The organism is Streptococcus oralis (assembly GCF_024399415.1).
Taxonomy (GTDB): domain Bacteria; phylum Bacillota; class Bacilli; order Lactobacillales; family Streptococcaceae; genus Streptococcus; species Streptococcus oralis_CS.
In genome coordinates this window covers 778,562-796,568 of record NZ_CP029257.1, presented here as the reverse complement: position 1 = coordinate 796,568, position 18,007 = coordinate 778,562, and the positions used below count along the sequence as shown (strand labels likewise).

Here is an 18,007-nt window from a genome sequence, read left to right as displayed (position 1 = left end):
ACTGATAAATTAGTTGTCAGTAGGGGATTTCTTCTTTATTCTTTTTCTTTCTTATCAGAAGCGTTGGCTTCTAGATTTGAATCTTGTTTAGGTTGTTCAACAATAGAGGAATTAGCTTCTTGTTTCTGTTCTGGCTTGACTGCATCGCTATTTACAGCAGCAACAGCCTGTTTCCAGATTCCTTCTTCGTTTACTTTATAACCATCAGGTGTTGTTGCGTTCTTCAACAAAGAACCATCAGCTTGGAAATAGTACCAATTACCATCAAGCTGTTTCCAACCTTTCTGCATAGCTCCTGATTCATCAAAGTAATAATGATCACCATTTACTTTATGAAGGCCAACCAACATGATGCCATCTTCAGGATTTAGATAATACCAGACGCCTTTGTCTTTTATCCAACCAGTTTTCATGGCTCCATTTGATTCAAAGTAACGGTAATGATTATCAAACCATTTCCAGCCTGTTTGCATGGCACCAGATTTGCTAAAGTAATATTGCTTACCATCTACTTGATGGAGGCCGACTAACATAACGCCTTCCTTACCTTCAAGATAATACCAGACATCACCATCTTTCAACCAACCAGTTTGGAGTGCGCCCGACGTAGCGTAGTAATGCCAAGAATCATTTGACCACTGCCATCCAACTTGCATAGTACCTGCTGAGCTGAAGAAATAGTTCTTACCGTCAATCTCTTTAGATCCTACAGCCATAATACCTGTTTCTGGATCCAAATAATACCATGATTCTTTATCTTTCAACCAACCAGTTTTCATAGCACCTGAGTTCGTATAGAAGTACCAGCTATTGTCTTGCCACTTCCATCCAGTCTGCATGGCACCACTAGCATTCAAATAGTAACGAACACCATTTATATCTTGTCTGCCAGTTAACATGATGCCATCTTTATCCAGATAATACCATGTTTCCTGATCCTTGACCCAGCCGGTTTTCATAGCTCCAGAACTTGCAAAATAGTTCCAGTGACCATCAACAAATGCCCAGCCAGTTTGCATGATACCTTCTTGATTAAAGTAGTATGTGCTTCCATTGATATTCTTTTTACCGATGGTCTTTAGCCCATCCTCATCATAGAAATACCAATTTGAATCAATCTTTTGCCATGTTGAAGGCTTACCTGCTGTTTGGAGTGCACCACTTTCGCTAAAGAACATCTTCTTGCCATTATAGACTTGGTGTCCTGTTAGCATCTTCCCATCTGCAGCAAAGAGATACTTTTTCCCTCCAATTTCAGAGAGCTCGCTAAATCGTCTAGCACCATTTGATTGGATATAATACCAAGAGTCATCTAGTTTGAACCAACCACCAGTTTGCATTTTACCATTTTGGTTCAGATAGTAATCATTCCCTTTGGCATTTTCTCCCCAGTCGTCGTTAAGGTGAAGCCAGCGACCTGCTTGCATTTGTCCTTTTCCATTAAAGAAATAAGTGGCTCCGCCAATCTCTCTCCAGCCGATAGCCATTTCTCCGTCAGTCAAACGATATTTCCAATAACCATCTTCTTGATACCATTTTTCGTCAACTACAGGGATATTAGGGAAGGAATTTGAAACATTTGCAAATCCTTTATCGCTAATATCAAAAACGGTAGCGTCTTGAGTTTGGCTAGCAGCATGAAGAACCTGAATATTTTTCTTCTGAAGGTATTCTCTGGTTGAAGCAACATTAATATCTCCACCAGTTGTCTGAATAATCATTTTTGGTGATAAGTTTTCAAGGAAATTAATCGTATTTGAAATTGTCGCATCATAATGGTGGTTCCATTTCATCATATCAACCTTGCCGATAACTGGACCTAACTTATCTTCTGCTCCTTCGGCATTATCCAAATCTCCACCAAGATAGATTCTCTTTCCTGCCACAGTCACTACTGAAACAATGGAGTTGGAGTTATCATCTCGAACTTTTTTCAGATTCCCGTCAGCATCATATTCATTCTTATAGTTGTAGAGTTGGATATCCATATCACCTAATTTTAGATGGCTATCCTCATCTGAAATATTCTGGATAAGAGTAACTCCTCGTTTTTGAGCTGCTCTCAAAGCATTATCATAATTGAAAAGATTATCCCATAGTCCCCAGTTTGCTGTGATCCGATCATCTGAATATTTTTTCAAATAAAACTTACCGACTTGATATCGATTGAGTATTTCGTCTGCTCCACCAATATGGTCACTATGAACATGAGTGCCTATAATAAAATCTAATTTTTTTACACCTATTTGATCCAAGTGGCGAATCAATCGATCCTCCAATACTTGATAATTTCTCATGGAAATTCCCCAGCGGCTTGGATAGCGTGGGTCACTCCCATCAGGGAAATCATAGTCTTCCCCCATATCAATCAAAGCATAGTGACCATTGCTTTCCAGAAGGATGGCATCACTCCCAGATTTTGCTTTAGTATTTATGAAATGGATACGATTGCCCGAACCTGCAGAGATGGTATCTGCATCTACTCCTTGCGATAACTGAATCAGTAATAGAAAGAATGCGAGAACACTATAGCTGACTGATTTTAATAACCATTTATTTTTCACCTTGAAAACTCCTTTATCTTAACAATAAGCAACTTTTAAATCTAATCAATCCAATAATTTTTATCCCCTCCTGGGACTTGTTGCTCAATAGGAGGTGGAGTCATATAGTTTTCTCCAAATTCGTAGACAAGTATTTCATGGTATTTTCTCGGAACCTTGACCACAATGTCTTCATAGGGCATATCAATCAAATCATAGAGCCATTCTTTTTTTATACCATTTGGATAATAAGGGTCATAGATAGTACAAGTTAGATCTGTTGCTTGATCTACACTATACTTCAAAGCAAGGCTCTCTAATTTTTGATTCCATAGCTGTGGGGAAGTTAAGCGGAAAATAGCTGATCCCATATAACGAGGGAGGTTCTTAAGTCCACCATTCTCAGACTTGATCCCTTTAAAATTCAAAGAAGAAAGGCGAATGAAATATTTGTAGAGCTTCATTTTTTTACGGTCACTTTCCTCTTTTACGACACCATCATATGGAAAAATGTCAACGCAAGTTCCCAATACAACCGTTGGGTCTACGAGGTTAGCATCTCGACGAGTCCTTACATCATAGACTCTCATATAACTGTATGGATATCCCTTTGTTTCTCTGAATGAAATCAATTTATAGTAGGGATGATTTTCATTTTGTAAAACCTTGTACAGTTTTTCAAATTCATCACGCGCCAAGGAAATATCTGTATCATCATCCCAAGGGATAAATCCTTTATGGCGTACGGCCCCTAGTAAGGTTCCAAAATCAATAAAGTATTTGATTTGATGTTGTTCACAAAGATCATGTAGATACTTTAAAATATCCAATTCTACTTGCTTTATTTCTTCAAGAGTTAAAGTTCTTTCAGACATAGGTTCTATTCTCCTAAATTTGACTATATTTTTAAACGTTTCTTAATCCCAATCCCGTCATTTAGACCTTTTAACAATCTTCCATAATTTAAAATCATGATGAGATACTCTTTGTTCAACCGGTGGCAATTGCATATAGTCTCCGTAGTCTGAGGTCAAAATTTCATGATAATTTTTTGGAATGGTAAATTCCTTACCTTCAAATATTCCAGTAGTAACTTGTTCCAGCCATTCACGTCTCCACACTGGTTTGTTCATATCCTTGTAGATAAGATAATCCACTTGCTCATAATCTGAGACTTTACGGGATTTTGCAAGCTCTTCAATCTGGGCAACGTATTTGTTCGTATTGGTGAAATAGAAAATAATAACTGACACATAACGTAGCAGTGAATTCAGTACACTTTTTGTATTGGTAATGCCTTTGAAGGTGTAGCAACTCAATTGACGTTTCTTTATCAGTTTCGTCATCTTGTTTTTAAATTGTACGTCATCCTCGTAGCCATCCACAGGGAAAATATCGACATAGATTCCCATATTCGAATCAATGCGAACATCTTCTTCCAGCAAGTAAGTATGGTTATCCTGCACTTTCATGAAGGGATAGACATAGTTGAGATTATTTTTATAAGACATGACCTCGTAACGTTCATCAGGGTTAGCGATAAGGTAGTCTTGCAACTTTTCATAATCTTCTCGTAACATGCAGATATCCATGTCATCATCCCAAGGGATAAATCCTTGATGGCGAACAGCACCAATTAGACTTCCATATGCTAAGAAATACTTGACACCAATTTTCTGACAAACTTCATGAATATACTCCATGATTCCAAGTTCCATCTCTTGAATTTCATTGACATCTGTTACTTCTTGGTACCGAACTCCTTCATCCCGTTTGCAGACTACGAGTCCATAGCCAATCGCTAGCCAGAAGATGATATTAATAAAGTTGGTTGAATACATAATCTGACTTTCAAATAATTGACCAAACAAGATACCAAAGAAAAGGATCATGATCAATTTATCAGTATGTTTCTTGGAAACAATCAAATACGTTAAAAAGCGCTTGATGACATAAGCCAGTACAAGAAGGAAGGATACCAAACCTATAACTCCCGAACTGACAAATATAGTCACAAAAATGTTATGGAAATTCCCACCGATAAGGGAGTTTTGAATCTCAAATTTACTGAAATATTCTGCGTAGTAATCTGGAACGTTTCGTACACCATAACCAAAAATTGGTTTGGCACTTCCCATCTTGATGGCATTTTTCCAGATATAGGTTCTACCACTTGGTGTTGTTTCGATCAGATGGAGCTCACCGTTCTTCTTAGTGACAGACGAATCTGTTTCAGCATAGGATTCTCCTTTGTTTAAATCTAAGACAGTCGCAGTTTCAGATGAGATATAGATTGAAGTTACATAGCTTAATCCAATATTAGTTGCAGTAATCAGCAAACCAGCAACTATAAAAGTGAGGAATCGTTTAACGATACTTCCTCTAGTAGCAAAGAAACTATAGAGTCCAATCATGAGAAGTAAAGAAAGTAAGGCTCCTCGACTTTGCATCGTAGCGAAGTAAACGAATTGAATCACATTGTTCAGTTTAAGATAAACAGAATATTTACTTCCTTTATGGATCAAATACATAGCCAAAATAATGCTAATGTATGAAAATATCGCACTAGCATTTGGATTGACAATCCCCCACAGACGGCCGTTCATGACACCATAGTAATAAGATTGTTCACCAATCTTAAATAGGATGAGGACTCTACTTATCAATAAACCAAACGCAAAAATTGCTGAAGAAAAAGATACAATTTGAACCGTATAGGCAATCCAGTCAAATAATTTTTTAAGTTGCCCTGATTGTAACATGGTAAATAATAAAACATAGGTTACCATGAAGAGAATTTCAATCACATTTCCAATCAGATGTCCAGAGCGATTGAAAACAGCTGATAGCAGATGACTTCCAGCTAAGAGTCCAAATAAGGATAGAAATTTGCGATCTGCTGTGATTTCTTTCCACTTAAACAATAAGGTATAGCAAATATAAAGCACTACAATCGCTGATAATCCCTTGTAGAGGGGATTTGCTATCTTATAAACCAGTGAACTCATACTTAAAATCGAAATGAAAACAAATAGATACGCAATCCATAGTTTTGATTTTTCAAAGTATTCATCCATTTTTGAAAAATTCATTTTCAACTCCTTCTCATGATATTAGTTTTTTAATCCAACAATTTTCTTATATAGCCATGGAGAAATGACAAGTGAAAGGATAGCTACCTTGCGAAAAGTGGTGAAATAAGCATCTTTCCATATTTCGCGTCGGTGCTGAACAATCCAAGTCCTCAGCTCGGCTTTCTCCTTTTGATACTCTTCACGTGAAGTAAAGATAATTTTATCGTAAACTGTGATGTACGACCAACATTCTCTATTTATTAATTCGTATTTTAAATTAGGGAAGGCTTGTGAAACTTGAGCAATTATTTGCTTATAAACTTCTATTGTGTCAAATACATGTCGATTAACAGATGTTGTTGCACTTCCCTCACGATGATCATAATAATAAACAGGTTTGTCAATAAATACGCAACTGCATCTTGTCTTTAGTAGCAATTCAGTTAAAAACAAGGCATCTTCAGCTAGGTGATAATTGGTATTAAACTTTTCATCGGCAAGCAGGTCTCTCTTAAACAGTTTTGCGACTGGAAAAAATGATGTTCTGGTAGTCATCAGTAGTTCCTTCATGGTTTCTTCTGTTGACCAGAGTTCTGTTTTTTCTGAATGTGAAGGTAGGTCTGTTACAATGCCGTTTTTGATATGGTGCAGAGGAGCAATTACAAAGCCTACATTCAACCCTTCAGCTGCACTTGCTAAAGTAGCTAGGTAATCCTGGGTAACGAAATCATCGCTATCAATAAAGGTAACCCAAGAACCCGTTGCTAGCTGAATTCCCATATTTCTAGCATTTGAAACACCAGCATTTTCGATATGATAAACCTTGATATTCTCATACTGAGACGCTAAGTGATCACAGATCTGTCCACTGGAATCAGTAGAACCATCATTGATTAGGATTAACTCAAAATGGGCATAAGTCTGTTGAAGAATCGACTCCACACATCGCTCCAGATAAGCCTCTACATTGTAAACTGGAACGATAACGCTTATTTTTTCTCCCATCATGCTCCATATTCTCCCTTATACTCTGTGTAGCTCTTGTCCATGTCTGCTATAATAGCATCATGATGCGGTACTTGTTTGTTCGCTGGTGGCGGTGTCATATAGTCCCCAAAAGCAGTGCTGAGATAAGCATCGTAGCCAACTGGAATAGGCATCTCAGTTCCTTCAAATGGCAAGAAAAGATTGTCTTCAAAGGATGCGATTGGGTATTTGTTTCGCATGTAGCCGGGACCTGAGCATAATTCCGTAATTCCATCGCACTCAGCCAGACCATACTTGGTCATTTCTTTTTCAGCTTTTTTCCAAATGCGATAACGTAGAGATTTTGGAGTCAGGCCGAGTAAGATACGACTTCCCCATTTCATGACTGCACCATGCTTTTCTGGGATAGTTTGCGCACAAAAGAGTGAATAAATCAAGGCCCAACGAACCTGTTTCTTACGCTCAGCTGGATTTTTAGGATAATAATCCAATGGTAAAACATCCAAGGCCAAACCGTGTGGCAAATCCAAATCCTTCTGATAAGGCTTGATACAAGTAGTTTCCTTGTCACGAATGGTAATAAAAAGGTTACGGTCTACAAAATCTTTATTACTCTTTGACAAGAAATAACGCTCGTCTGCATAACGTGGCCACAGTTCTGCTAATTTTTCATAGTCCTTACGCGGCATGAAAAAGTCCAAATCATCATCCCAAGGAATGAAGCCCTTATTACGAAGGGCGCCAATGGCTCCTCCACCACAGAGATAGCACAACAAATCATGTTCTTTACAAAATGCGACGAAATATTCAGCCATTTCCAGACTACGAGCCTGAATCGCTTTCAAATCACTCATGTCTCTCCTCTTCTGTCCAATAACGAGTTATATCGTTTTATTATACCATAAAAAAGCCCTAAAAATCCATCAGATACTAAGAAAAATCAAAGCCTAAACCACTTTTTCACTAGTGATTCAAACTTTGATTTTTTTATAGTATTCTATCTCATTCCCATTTGGGCGAGTTTGGTTTGGTATTTATTTTGATCAACTAGAAGTCCTTGTCCACCGTAGATATCATAAGCATCTACCCAGTCACCAAGTTCTGGGACGGTGAGTCTTTCAATGCCATTTTGAGCACCTTCTAGGACAGATAAGCCATTGGTCAACAAGAAGCTATATGGTAGATTTGTTGATGTCATTCCAAAGACTTTTCCAAGTGCCTCTGATCCCGTAAAGAGCTTGGTTGGATCTTTGATTTGCTCAAGAACAGCTGACATGACTTGTTGCTGACGTTTGGTACGGCCGTAGTCTCCCTCGTCATCATCACGGAAGCGAGCATAGTTCAGCAAGGTGGATCCATTCATCTGCTGTTTTCCAACTTTGATGGTTTGGGTTGGCGATTCTGTCTCTGTTGCATGAAGGTCATCTCCAACTGTGGCTTCTGTTAAAGGTTGACCATTCAATGTTGAGAATTGGGCATCAATCGTTACTCCGTCAGGGAAGAGGCTATCAATAGCTGTTGCAAAAGCCTGGAAGTCGACCAGGGCATAGTACTTAATATCCAAATCAAAGTTGTCTTTTAGAACCTTGCGGACCATTTCTGCCCCTTTTTGCCCTTCTTGTTCCCCAAGTTCATAAGCAACATTTAGTTTATTATCCGTCTGTTTCTGGCCATTTATAATCTTACTATACCCGTCGATATAAACTAAGTTGTCACGCATAAAGCTGACTAGTTTGATCTTCTTATCCGATCCACTGACATTCAGTACCATGATTGTGTCAGTACGGGTTTCTGCACTATTTTGACCGATACGGCCATCTGTCCCCATGACTAGGATATTCACACCATCTTTGGTATCTTGACCGTTAAAGACCTCTACTTGAGCTGCCTTGGCGTCAGCTGGCTTATTTGTTGGATTTGCTGCTGACTGGAACCCTCGAAGAAACATAAAAATCATTCCTGCAAGCACACAGGTAATCAACAGCAAGAACCAAGTCAGTATTCGTTTGAAGCGAATTCTTCTCTTTTTCTTTTTGACTTTAGGTTGAGGAGCTACCTTTTCACGTTTCTTAGACCGGCTTCTACTGCCATAAGTCGGAAGATCAATATCTCTACCCCAAGATTCTTCTTTTTCTTCTTGGTAGAAATGGTGAACTTCAGACTTAGGACCTGCCATTTTCTGTTGCAGATAATCAAATTCCCTCCGTTCACGGTCGTTGAGGTAATGAATATTTTTGAAGAGATAGTCATAACGTAACTGCTCGTGGTGACTTAAAGGATTTTCTTTGCTCATTGACTCTCCTTTTCTAAATCAGTTATGGTAAAAATCGGGTAGGTTCCCAGTATCTTGTGCTGGATTCCAATAGCTTCTAGTTCTTGTCTTGCAAAATGAACCAGTTCTTTGTCACTATAGTCTACATCGATAATGAAAAAGTATTCTCCCAAGGCTGTTTTAAGGGGGCGACTTTCAATCTTTGTTAAGTCAATCCCTCTCCAAGCAAAGGTCGAAAGCGCCTTGTAAAGAGCACCTGGTAGATTGTCTGGTAAGGTCAAGGCCAAACTCATTTTTTCAGCTTGTGAGTTCAAAGGAATCTTCGGTATCTCTGCCCCTAACACCCAAAAACGTGTGAAATTGGCTTCCATCTCCTGAATATCCTCTGCAATCAATTCCAAGCCATATTCTTCAGCTGAACTTTTAGGAGCAATAGCTGCGTATGGCTGGTCTGAATGCTCTGAAATAAAGCGAGCTGCATAGGCGGTACTGGCTGTTACCTCAATTTTGGCCTCTGGATAGTGTTTATCAATGAATTTCTTTCCTTGAGCCAGAGCCTGAGGATGGGAAAAGATTTTCTCAATTTTTGACTGACCTGGAACCACCATTAACTGCTGGTGAATAGGCTGGACGATTTCTGCAACTGCTTGGATGCGAGCCTGGTGAAAAAGGTAATCCAAACTTTCATGGACACTACCTTCAATGGAGTTTTCAACTGGTACCACAGAATAGTCCACCAAGCCCTGTTCATAGGCCTTGATAACGTCTGTAATATTTGAAAAAGGCTCTAGTTCCTCATGTGGAAAAGCCGTTTGCACAACATGATGCGAAAAAGATCCCTTGGGACCTAGATAGGCAATTTTCATCTCAGTTCCTCTGTAATTTCCTCTGGGCTTAACTTGGTTACATCCAAAACCCGACTGGCTACTTCCTCATACCAAGCTTGTCTTTCTTTGAAAATAGCTGCCAGTTCTTCCTTACTATTATTTAGAAACAGTGGGCGCTGATTGTCCTTATCAGCTGCGATACGTTGGTAGAGGGTTTCAAAATCTGCTTTTAGGTAGATGTTTTCAGGATTGGTTTTGAGCAAGTCACGATTTCTCTGAGAAATGACGACTCCTCCGCCAGTTGACACAACTCGGTCCGTTTTTAGTAAGTCAGCTAGAACTTCTGACTCTACTTGACGAAAGGCCACTTCTCCTTTTTCAGCGAAGAAATCCGCAATAGACATGCCCAAACGTTCCTCGATTAAGGCATCCATATCGATATAGTCTGGGTCCAAGCCTCTAGCAATTGTCGACTTGCCTGCCCCCATAAATCCGAGTAATACCTTAGCCATGAATCAAGCTCTCCAAATCATCAAAGAAGCTAGGATAGCTAGTGTTGATGGCTTCTGCACGGTCAAGCTCCACTTCTCCATCAGCAACCAAGAGGGCTGCGATGGCTGTCATCATTCCAATTCGATGGTCACCAAACGTATTGACTCTAGCGCCATGAAGTCTTGATTTTCCTTTGATAATCATCCCGTCTGCTGTAGGAGTGATATCCGCCCCCATGCTATTTAAGGCATCTGTCACCACCTGAATGCGGTCTGTTTCCTTTACCTTGAGTTCCTCAGCATCCTTAATGACTGTTTCACCTTGCGCTTGTGTCGCTAAAAGGGCAATAATAGGCAATTCATCAATCAAGCGGGGAATCAAGGCTCCACCAATCTCTGTTCCTTTCAAGTCTGAAGACTCGACAGTCAAGGTTGCTGATTTAGCGACAGGATCGATTTCAGTTATTTCTAGTTTTCCACCCATGGCGCGAATGACATCAATAATACCAGTACGAGTTTCGTTAATCCCCACATTCTGCAGCACCACACTAGAGTTTGGAACAATCAAACCTGCGACCAACCAAAAGGCTGCACTGGAAATATCTCCTGGAACAACTACCTTTTGTCCGATCAGTTTTTGTGGTCCTTGAACTGTGATTTTTTTGCCATCCACACTTAAATGGCCACCAAATTGCTGTAGCATATCTTCGGTGTGGTTACGAGTACATTCTTTCTCGATAATAACGGACTCCCCCTGAGCCTGCAAGGCTGCAAACATCAAGGCTGACTTGACCTGAGCAGAGGCGATTGGCAACTCATAGTGAATAGGTGTAAGTTTTTTCGTCCCTTTTAAGTGAAGAGGGGGCAGGTCTCGCTCAGTTTGCCCTGAAATACTGACGCCCATTTTTTTCAATGGAATCGTCACACGGTCCATAGGACGTTTAGAAAGACTGTCGTCTCCGAACATCTCTACTTCGAAGTCTGCACCAGCAAGGACACCTGAAATCAGGCGAATCGAGGTGCCAGAATTCCCCATATCCAAGGCATTTTGCGGAGCTTTTAAGCCATCCATTCCAACACCTTGAATGGTAACAACCCCATATTTGTCCTCAATTTCAACACCAAGGTCACGAAAAACCTGCATGGTTGAAAGTACATCCTCTCCACGCAAAATATCATAAACCTTAGTCTCGCCCTCAGCCAAACTTCCAAAAATAATCGTACGGTGGCTGATAGACTTGTCACCTGGAACCCGGATACTGCCATGTAAGTGGCGAATGTTTGTTTTTAGTTTCATAGTTGACCTCATACTTGCAATACTTTTTCTTATTTTATCACAAAAAAGCCAGAAATTCCTAAAATTTCTGGCTTTTATACAGATAAAATACTATTTCAATAATTCTGAAACAGGTTCAAAGACAATTTTTTCAATGTCCGAAAGATAAATGGACAATTGTTGCTGTTTGGCAAAGAAATCTGACAAAAGAGCGTTCTCTTGGATTTGTTTGCTGAAAGACTGCATCTTTTCTTGGAAAGAGGCGTCTGGCATTTGTCCCGTTTGCGCCATGACTTGGATTTCTTGCTGGAAAGCGAGGTAGTCTGCAAAAATCTTGCTAGCTTGTTCATCAGCTTGGATGGCATCTTTGGCTACCTTAACCGCCTTGTATTCTGGTAATTCGCGTAATCCGCGACTAAGTTCATTTGCACTATCGTAAATATTTGACATGATTTTCTCCTTATTTGATGACGACTGTGTAGTCGGTATTTTCTGTAATTAAGCGCTCAGCTCGTTCCAAATCTTGAGCATTTTTAAAGGAAATTTGTAGAATCCCGTGAACATCCTCACGGTTTTCCTCGTTGATGTGGATATTAACCAAAGAAGTTCCACGTAGCAATTCCAAAATCCGCAAGATGACATCTTCTTCATCGGGAACGTCGACATAGAGGTCATAAGAACTGTCCACACCACCACGCTTATGTATTTCCATGGCCTGACGTTGCGCACGCGCTTGGTTGAAAAAGTTCCAGATTTGCTCTTCATCTCCCCTGCTGATGGCCTGACCAATCGCTTCCAAGCGTTCCTTGAAATCCGCAATTCGCTCTAGAATAGTCTCACGGTTAGACAAGAGAATAGAAGTCCACATACCTGGCTCGCTTTCCGCAATGCGAGTCATATCTCGAAATCCACCCGCCGCAAAGCGTCTTGCCATCTCATGTTCTTGAGCATAAACTGCTGTTTGTTCCATGAGACCTGATGCCAAGATATGGGGAAAATGGCTAATCTGTGAAGTTACTTGATCGTGCTCCTTGGCATCAATTTCAATGAAACGAGCATGGAGGCCTGAAAGTAGGTCCTTCATTTCTGAAAGGGTTTCTGGAGTGGTCAAGCTAGATGGAGTAAAGATATAGTAGGCATTTTCAAAGAGATTAACATCGGCAGAGGCAGCTCCTGTCTTGTGGCTACCAGCCATGGGATGAGCCCCGACAAAACGAATTGACTTGCCAGCCAAATATTCCTCCGCCACTTCCACAATGGCAGCCTTGGTTGAGCCCGCATCCGAGATAATGACGCCTTCTTTCAAGTTCAAACCTGCCAACTCCTGAATAAAAGCAATGGTCTGCTTGATTGGCAAGGTCAAGATGATGACATCTGCCAGAGGAGCAAAACTGGCAAAATCATCCGTCGCACGGTCAATCATCCCCCGCTCCAAGGCAATATCTCTAGAAGCCTGACTGCGATTATAACCTAGAATTTCATAATCAGGATGATCGCGTTTGATACCAAGCGCCATCGAGGCACCAATCAAACCGAGACCTGCGATATAGATGGTTTTTGCCATAGGAACTCCTTAATAGTTCTTTGTATACTCACGGTGTTTGGTTACCGCTTCTTTTAATTCCTCTAGGTTGTCCGATGAAAATTTTTCAAGGATTTCTTGCGCCAGAACCGTTGCTACAACAGCTTCCATGACTACCCCAGCTGCTGGCAGAGCGGTCGGATCACTTCTCTCCACGGTTGCCTTGTAAGGTTCGTGGGTTTCGATATCCACACTCATAAGTGGTTTGTAAAGAGTGGGAATGGGTTTCATAACTCCACGAACAACAATTGGTTGCCCATTGGTCATACCACCTTCAAAACCACCTAGATTATTGGTACGACGAGTATAGCCGTCTTCTTTAGACCAGAGAATTTCATCCATAACTTGGCTGCCTTTGCGGTAACCAGCTTCAAATCCAAGACCAAATTCCACCCCTTTAAAGGCATTGATAGAAACAACTGCTTGGGCCAATCGCGCATCCAATTTTCTGTCCCATTGGACATAGGAGCCAAGGCCAACTGGAACGCCTCCGACGACTGTCTCTACAACCCCACCGATGGTATCACCGTCACGTTTGATTTGGTCAATATAGTCCTTGATTTCCTGTTCCCGCTCTTGGTTGACAATAGAAACTTCAGACTGGGCAGCTCGTTCCTTAATCTCAGCCACTGTCAGATTTTCAGGTACATCGATTTCCTTGCCACCAAAGACCACGACATGGTTGGCAATCTCCATATCCAGTTCAGCTAAGAGACGTTTGGCTACTGCTCCAACTGCTACTCGCATGGTTGTTTCACGAGCTGATGAACGCTCCAAAGAATTTCGCAAATCGTCAAAACGGTACTTGATGCCCCCAACCAAATCGGCATGACCGGGACGTGGATGGGTGATTTTTCGTTTGCTTTTAAGGCGGTCTTCAATGTCCTCCGCAGACATGATATCCAGCCATTTCTGGTGGTCTTTATTGATAACATCCATGGTAATCGGAGCCCCTGTCGTCTTCCCGTGGCGAACGCCTGATGTAAAGACAACCTGGTCACTCTCAATCTTCATACGACCACCACGACCGTAGCCACCCTGACGGCGTTTAAGGTCGTCATTGATGTCCTCTACTGTCAAAGGAAGTCCAGCAGGAATTCCTTCAATGATGGCTGTCAAACGGGGGCCGTGTGATTCTCCTGCAGTTAAATATCTCATACATTCTCCTTATTTTACCAAGTAGTCTTTCATCTCTTCCAGAGAAACTGGGTGAATGGTCGCTGAACCAAGCTCTGGTACCAAGACCAGTTTCAAGGTGTTGCCACGCGTTTTCTTATCATGAGTCAAAGCCTGATAGAGCTTGTCAACATCCCAGTTTTCATAGTCAACTGGCAAACCAAATTTCTGGCACATCTCTCTAATGGACTGGGTTATTCCTTCTGGCATAAGACCTTTTTCCTCAGCAACCTTGGAAATCTGCACCATCCCCATGGCCACGGCCTCACCATGCATGACTTTGCCATAACCGGCCGTTGCTTCAATGGCATGACCAATAGTGTGTCCAAAATTGAGGTAAAGACGAACACCGTTATCCAACTCATCTTCGACTACCATCTTCCGCTTAACCTGACAAGAATGTTCAATCAAAGTCTCTGCATGCTCCAGAATGCTCTCTACAGAACCATCCAGCTCCGTCAAGAGAGCCCAAAGTTCTGGATCCTCAATCAAGCCATACTTGATAACCTCACCCATCCCTTCAATCAACTCCCTTTTTCCGAGTGTTTCAAGGACCAGCGGGTCAATCAGAACCCCATCTGGTTGGGCAAAAGTTCCCACCATATTTTTAGCAAATGGAGTATTGACACCCGTCTTTCCACCGATAGAAGAATCAACCTGGGCAGTCAAACTAGTCGGAATCTGAACAAAGTGAATGCCCCGCATATAGGTAGAGGCTACAAAACCAGCCAGATCCCCAACAACACCACCGCCAAGAGCCACGATCCCATCGCTACGAGTCAGACCTTGCTTGACTAGAAATTCATAGACCTTCTGAACGGTTGTTAAATTCTTTCTTTCTTCGCCTTCTAAAAAGTCAAAAACAGCTACCTGAAAACCAGCATCTTCTAAGCTGAGTTTAACCTTCTCTGCATAGAGAGAAGCTACATGGTTGTCGGTTACAATGACCACTTTTTGAGGTTGCCAGAGTTCTCGCAACCATTGACCAGCCTGAGCCAGACAACCTTTTTCAATCTGAATATCATAAGGATGATGCGGAATATCGATTCTGATTTTCATAGTAGGGTCTCCTTTTCATTATTGATATTTTTCTGTTAAGGACTGCCAAATCTCGTCTGTCGGCATTTCTTTACCTGTCCACAGTTGAAAAGCTTCAGCAGCTTGATAGAGCAACATTCCAAGGCCATTGATTGCTTGATTCCCCTGACCTTTGGCCCATTTCAAAAATGGGGTCTCAAAGGGTTGGTAAATAATATCTGCCACCAATAGAGCCTCTGGTAAGACTATGCTTTCAGGAATTGGGGATGATTTGCCATCCATCCCCACACTAGTGGCATTGACGAGTAGGTCCGTCTTGGCAATCTTTTCTTGCAGTTCAGAAATATCTTCTAAAGCATACAAGTCCACTTTAAAGCCTGTTTGCTCCTGCAACTTATCTAGGTAAGGTCTTGTTTTTTCTATAGAAGCTGAACGAACAAAGACTGAAATCTGACTGGCACCATCCAAAATAGCCTGCGCCAAAATGGATTTGGCCGCACCACCTGCTCCCAGAATGGTCATTTTCTTATCTGAGATTGTAAAAGAAGGCAAGCTCTTAAAAAATCCCTTGCCATCTGTATTATATCCAATTAACGTTCCGTCTTGATTAACAACTGTATTGACCGCCCCAATCAAACGAGCCTCATCACTCAACTCATCCAGATAAGGAATCACTTGCTCCTTGTAAGGCATAGACAGGTTGATACCAAACATCTGGTAACGGCGAATATTGGCGACTGTTTCTGCCAAATCACCCGCTTCAATCTCCCAAGCTACATAGGCACAATTGGTAGCTGTCGCCTCAAAGGCCCTATTGTGGATAAAGGGTGAAATAGAGTGTTTGATGGGATTGGCAACAACCGCAGCTAAACGTGTATAGCCATCAAGCTTCATCCAAAATCTCCCTGATTTTCTTCATGTTTGATAGCGAAATCTGACCTGGGGCACTCGCTTCATCCAGACTAGCAAATGACCAACTTGAACCCGTCACATCTGAAGTAATGCGTGATACCTTGCCCATTTTCCCCATGGAAATGGTCACGTACTCTTGCTCAGGATTGAGTGTCTTAAATCCTCGTGTGTAGTTCATCAGATCTAAAACATCCTGCTCCGTATGGGCCATAACTGATACCTTGACCACTTTCGGAGAGAGACTGGTCAACTCAGACAAAATCTCCATCATGTTTTCAGGTGTCTCCTGGAAATTATGGTAACTCAAAACCAGATTTGGAAAATCCAACATTTCCTCAAAAACGTCCTTATAGCTGAAATACTCAAAATCTACATAATCCGGCTGATAGAGTTGAGTAACTTCCTTGATGATTTGAACATACTCTTCTGAGGAAAGTTCGATTTCTCCTCCCTCAGCTCGAGTCCGAAGGGTAAAGACCAGTTCGCGTCCTGCAAATTTCTCAAAGATAGCGGGTGCTACCTGTAAAATAGCGTCCTTTGTAAGAAAGTCCGCACGCCACTCAATGATATCGGCATCTTCATACCTAGTTGCATCCAGTTCTTGCGCTTCTTCTAAACTTCTTGGCATCACTGAAACGATTAATTTCATCTACTAACCTTCATACTAATCACCTTGAGGTAATTACTGCTTTCATCTTTTTTATTATGGGCAAAGTCAGCTGGAAGACCATATTGGTTCAAGATCTGATACCTTCTTCCTGCAAAACCTTTATCAATTTGTTCTGTAAATTTCTGGCGGGAAACATTGGCAGCATTGGTACTGGCAATGATAATGCCTCCCGGATTTAAAATCTCTAGACTCTGGGAAATCAACTTGTGATAGTCCTTAGCTACAGAGAATGTTTGTTTTTTATTGCGGGCAAAGCTTGGCGGATCAAGAACAATCACATCATAGGTCAAGCCTTTTCTCTTGGCATACTTGAAGTACTCAAAGACATCCATGACGATAAAACGATGATTGTACGTGCTGAGTCCATTTGCCTGAAAATGAGCTTCTGACAGCTCTCTAGACCGTTTGGCCAAGTCAACTGAAGTCGTCTCACTGGCACCTCCCATAGCTGCAGCAACTGAAAAGGCCGCCGTATAGGAAAACATATTGAGCAAGGATTTGCCCATGGCTAGACCGTCAACCAGACTCCCACGAACCTCATGCTGGTCTAGGAAAATCCCGGTCATCAAGCCATCATTCATAAAGACTTGATAGAGCACGCCATTCTCAAGAACAGTAAAGTAATCTGGCGCTTCCTCACCATAAACATAGGCAGACTCGTAGTTTTGACCTTTAAAACGAATCTTTTCATAAGCCCCCAAGACCTCAGGAAAAACTTCCTTAAAAGCCTTTACGATCAGCTTACGAATCTGGTAAACAAAGGAGTTGTACCAAGAAAAGACAGCATAATCTCCATAGAGATCAACAGTCAGACCACCAAAACCATCCCCCTCTTGGTTAAAAAGGCGAAAGGCAGTAGTCAAGTCATCTTGATAATAAGGCTTTCTAGCTTCCTTAGCCTTACGAAACAGAGTTTCAAAGAAGGATTGGTTGAAACCAACCTTTTCCTTGCTGACCAACCAGCCAATGCCCTTGTTCTGCTGAGAAAGATAGGCACTCCCTAAAAACTTCCCGTCTTGACTAAGAACTTCTACTGCCTGATCCGTCAGATCAATATCTGTTAAATCACTTGCTTCCAAAAGAACTAGACCCTTAGCTAGCTTTTTTTCAACACGTCTGCTGACCCTAATTCTATTCATAGCTACTATTATAGCAAATT

The 18,007-nt window shown here is 41.3% G+C and carries 16 protein-coding genes; all 16 read right to left on the bottom strand.

All coding sequences use genetic code 11. From position 1 onward, the window contains the following. Positions 1 to 35: 35 nt before the first annotated feature. The 16 genes from DG474_RS03885 to DG474_RS03810 all read right to left on the bottom strand — a co-directional run bounded on the left by DG474_RS03885 (position 36) and on the right by DG474_RS03810 (position 17,987). Positions 36 to 2,564, bottom strand: coding sequence for an MBL fold metallo-hydrolase (locus DG474_RS03885; RefSeq protein WP_255778856.1), 2,529 nt, complete (start codon positions 2,562 to 2,564; stop codon positions 36 to 38). 41 nt (positions 2,565 to 2,605) lie between these two features. Continuing rightward, the gene (locus DG474_RS03880; protein ID WP_247942895.1) at positions 2,606 to 3,418 is read right to left on the bottom strand and encodes a LicD family protein; all 813 of its coding nucleotides are present in this window, start codon (positions 3,416 to 3,418) and stop codon (positions 2,606 to 2,608) included. Positions 3,419 to 3,475: 57 nt separating this feature from the next. Further along, the gene (locus DG474_RS03875; protein WP_255778855.1) at positions 3,476 to 5,635 is read right to left on the bottom strand and encodes an O-antigen ligase family protein; all 2,160 of its coding nucleotides are present in this window, start codon (positions 5,633 to 5,635) and stop codon (positions 3,476 to 3,478) included. A gap of 21 nt (positions 5,636 to 5,656) precedes the next feature. Then, on the bottom strand, positions 5,657 to 6,625 hold the full coding sequence (locus DG474_RS03870; protein WP_000971794.1) for a glycosyltransferase family 2 protein: 969 nt from the start codon (positions 6,623 to 6,625) through the stop codon (positions 5,657 to 5,659). Further along, positions 6,622 to 7,458: a LicD family protein gene (locus DG474_RS03865; protein WP_255778854.1), complete on the bottom strand. Its 837-nt coding sequence runs from the start codon at positions 7,456 to 7,458 to the stop codon at positions 6,622 to 6,624. Before DG474_RS03865 ends, DG474_RS03870 begins: the two co-directional genes overlap by 4 nt. Before the next feature lie 143 nt (positions 7,459 to 7,601). Beyond that, the gene (locus DG474_RS03860; RefSeq protein ID WP_255778853.1) at positions 7,602 to 8,897 is read right to left on the bottom strand and encodes an LCP family protein; all 1,296 of its coding nucleotides are present in this window, start codon (positions 8,895 to 8,897) and stop codon (positions 7,602 to 7,604) included. After that, entirely contained in the window at positions 8,894 to 9,742 is an 849-nt protein-coding gene (gene pheA / locus DG474_RS03855; protein ID WP_255778852.1) for a prephenate dehydratase, read from the bottom strand. The genes DG474_RS03860 and pheA overlap by 4 nt, the downstream gene beginning before the upstream one ends. Continuing rightward, entirely contained in the window at positions 9,739 to 10,215 is a 477-nt protein-coding gene (locus DG474_RS03850; RefSeq protein WP_001151357.1) for a shikimate kinase, read from the bottom strand. Before DG474_RS03850 ends, pheA begins: the two co-directional genes overlap by 4 nt. Continuing rightward, complete coding sequence (gene aroA / locus DG474_RS03845; RefSeq protein WP_255778851.1) at positions 10,208 to 11,491, bottom strand: 3-phosphoshikimate 1-carboxyvinyltransferase; 1,284 nt, start codon at positions 11,489 to 11,491, stop codon at positions 10,208 to 10,210. Before aroA ends, DG474_RS03850 begins: the two co-directional genes overlap by 8 nt. 90 nt (positions 11,492 to 11,581) lie before the next feature. Further along, the gene (locus DG474_RS03840) at positions 11,582 to 11,920 is read right to left on the bottom strand and encodes a YlbF/YmcA family competence regulator (protein WP_044020548.1); all 339 of its coding nucleotides are present in this window, start codon (positions 11,918 to 11,920) and stop codon (positions 11,582 to 11,584) included. Positions 11,921 to 11,930: 10 nt separating this feature from the next. After that, the gene (locus DG474_RS03835; protein ID WP_001140471.1) at positions 11,931 to 13,034 is read right to left on the bottom strand and encodes a prephenate dehydrogenase; all 1,104 of its coding nucleotides are present in this window, start codon (positions 13,032 to 13,034) and stop codon (positions 11,931 to 11,933) included. Positions 13,035 to 13,043: 9 nt separating this feature from the next. Continuing rightward, entirely contained in the window at positions 13,044 to 14,210 is a 1,167-nt protein-coding gene (gene aroC, locus DG474_RS03830) for a chorismate synthase (protein ID WP_125391213.1), read from the bottom strand. A gap of 9 nt (positions 14,211 to 14,219) precedes the next feature. Further along, complete coding sequence (aroB, locus tag DG474_RS03825; RefSeq protein ID WP_125391212.1) at positions 14,220 to 15,287, bottom strand: 3-dehydroquinate synthase; 1,068 nt, start codon at positions 15,285 to 15,287, stop codon at positions 14,220 to 14,222. Positions 15,288 to 15,305: 18 nt separating this feature from the next. Next, on the bottom strand, positions 15,306 to 16,160 hold the full coding sequence (locus tag DG474_RS03820) for a shikimate dehydrogenase (RefSeq protein ID WP_125391211.1): 855 nt from the start codon (positions 16,158 to 16,160) through the stop codon (positions 15,306 to 15,308). Beyond that, positions 16,150 to 16,827, bottom strand: coding sequence for a type I 3-dehydroquinate dehydratase (gene aroD / locus DG474_RS03815; RefSeq protein ID WP_000767778.1), 678 nt, complete (start codon positions 16,825 to 16,827; stop codon positions 16,150 to 16,152). The genes DG474_RS03820 and aroD overlap by 11 nt, the downstream gene beginning before the upstream one ends. Further along, complete coding sequence (locus DG474_RS03810) at positions 16,824 to 17,987, bottom strand: class I SAM-dependent rRNA methyltransferase (protein WP_255778850.1); 1,164 nt, start codon at positions 17,985 to 17,987, stop codon at positions 16,824 to 16,826. Before DG474_RS03810 ends, aroD begins: the two co-directional genes overlap by 4 nt. Positions 17,988 to 18,007 lie beyond the last annotated feature (20 nt).

Excerpts from the sequence above, each read along its gene's own strand:
- DG474_RS03880 (WP_247942895.1), bottom strand. The coding sequence starts at position 3,418 with ATGTCTGAAAGAACTTTAACTCTTGAAGAAATAAAGCAAGTAGAATTG.
- DG474_RS03875 (WP_255778855.1), bottom strand. The coding sequence starts at position 5,635 with ATGAATTTTTCAAAAATGGATGAATACTTTGAAAAATCAAAACTATGG.
- DG474_RS03870 (WP_000971794.1), bottom strand. The coding sequence starts at position 6,625 with ATGATGGGAGAAAAAATAAGCGTTATCGTTCCAGTTTACAATGTAGAG.
- DG474_RS03865 (WP_255778854.1), bottom strand. The coding sequence starts at position 7,458 with ATGAGTGATTTGAAAGCGATTCAGGCTCGTAGTCTGGAAATGGCTGAA.
- DG474_RS03860 (WP_255778853.1), bottom strand. The coding sequence starts at position 8,897 with ATGAGCAAAGAAAATCCTTTAAGTCACCACGAGCAGTTACGTTATGAC.
- pheA (WP_255778852.1), bottom strand. The coding sequence starts at position 9,742 with ATGAAAATTGCCTATCTAGGTCCCAAGGGATCTTTTTCGCATCATGTT.
- DG474_RS03850 (WP_001151357.1), bottom strand. The coding sequence starts at position 10,215 with ATGGCTAAGGTATTACTCGGATTTATGGGGGCAGGCAAGTCGACAATT.
- aroA (WP_255778851.1), bottom strand. The coding sequence starts at position 11,491 with ATGAAACTAAAAACAAACATTCGCCACTTACATGGCAGTATCCGGGTT.
- DG474_RS03840 (WP_044020548.1), bottom strand. The coding sequence starts at position 11,920 with ATGTCAAATATTTACGATAGTGCAAATGAACTTAGTCGCGGATTACGC.
- DG474_RS03835 (WP_001140471.1), bottom strand. The coding sequence starts at position 13,034 with ATGGCAAAAACCATCTATATCGCAGGTCTCGGTTTGATTGGTGCCTCG.
- aroC (WP_125391213.1), bottom strand. The coding sequence starts at position 14,210 with ATGAGATATTTAACTGCAGGAGAATCACACGGCCCCCGTTTGACAGCC.
- aroB (WP_125391212.1), bottom strand. The coding sequence starts at position 15,287 with ATGAAAATCAGAATCGATATTCCGCATCATCCTTATGATATTCAGATT.
- DG474_RS03820 (WP_125391211.1), bottom strand. The coding sequence starts at position 16,160 with ATGAAGCTTGATGGCTATACACGTTTAGCTGCGGTTGTTGCCAATCCC.
- aroD (WP_000767778.1), bottom strand. The coding sequence starts at position 16,827 with ATGAAATTAATCGTTTCAGTGATGCCAAGAAGTTTAGAAGAAGCGCAA.
- DG474_RS03810 (WP_255778850.1), bottom strand. The coding sequence starts at position 17,987 with ATGAATAGAATTAGGGTCAGCAGACGTGTTGAAAAAAAGCTAGCTAAG.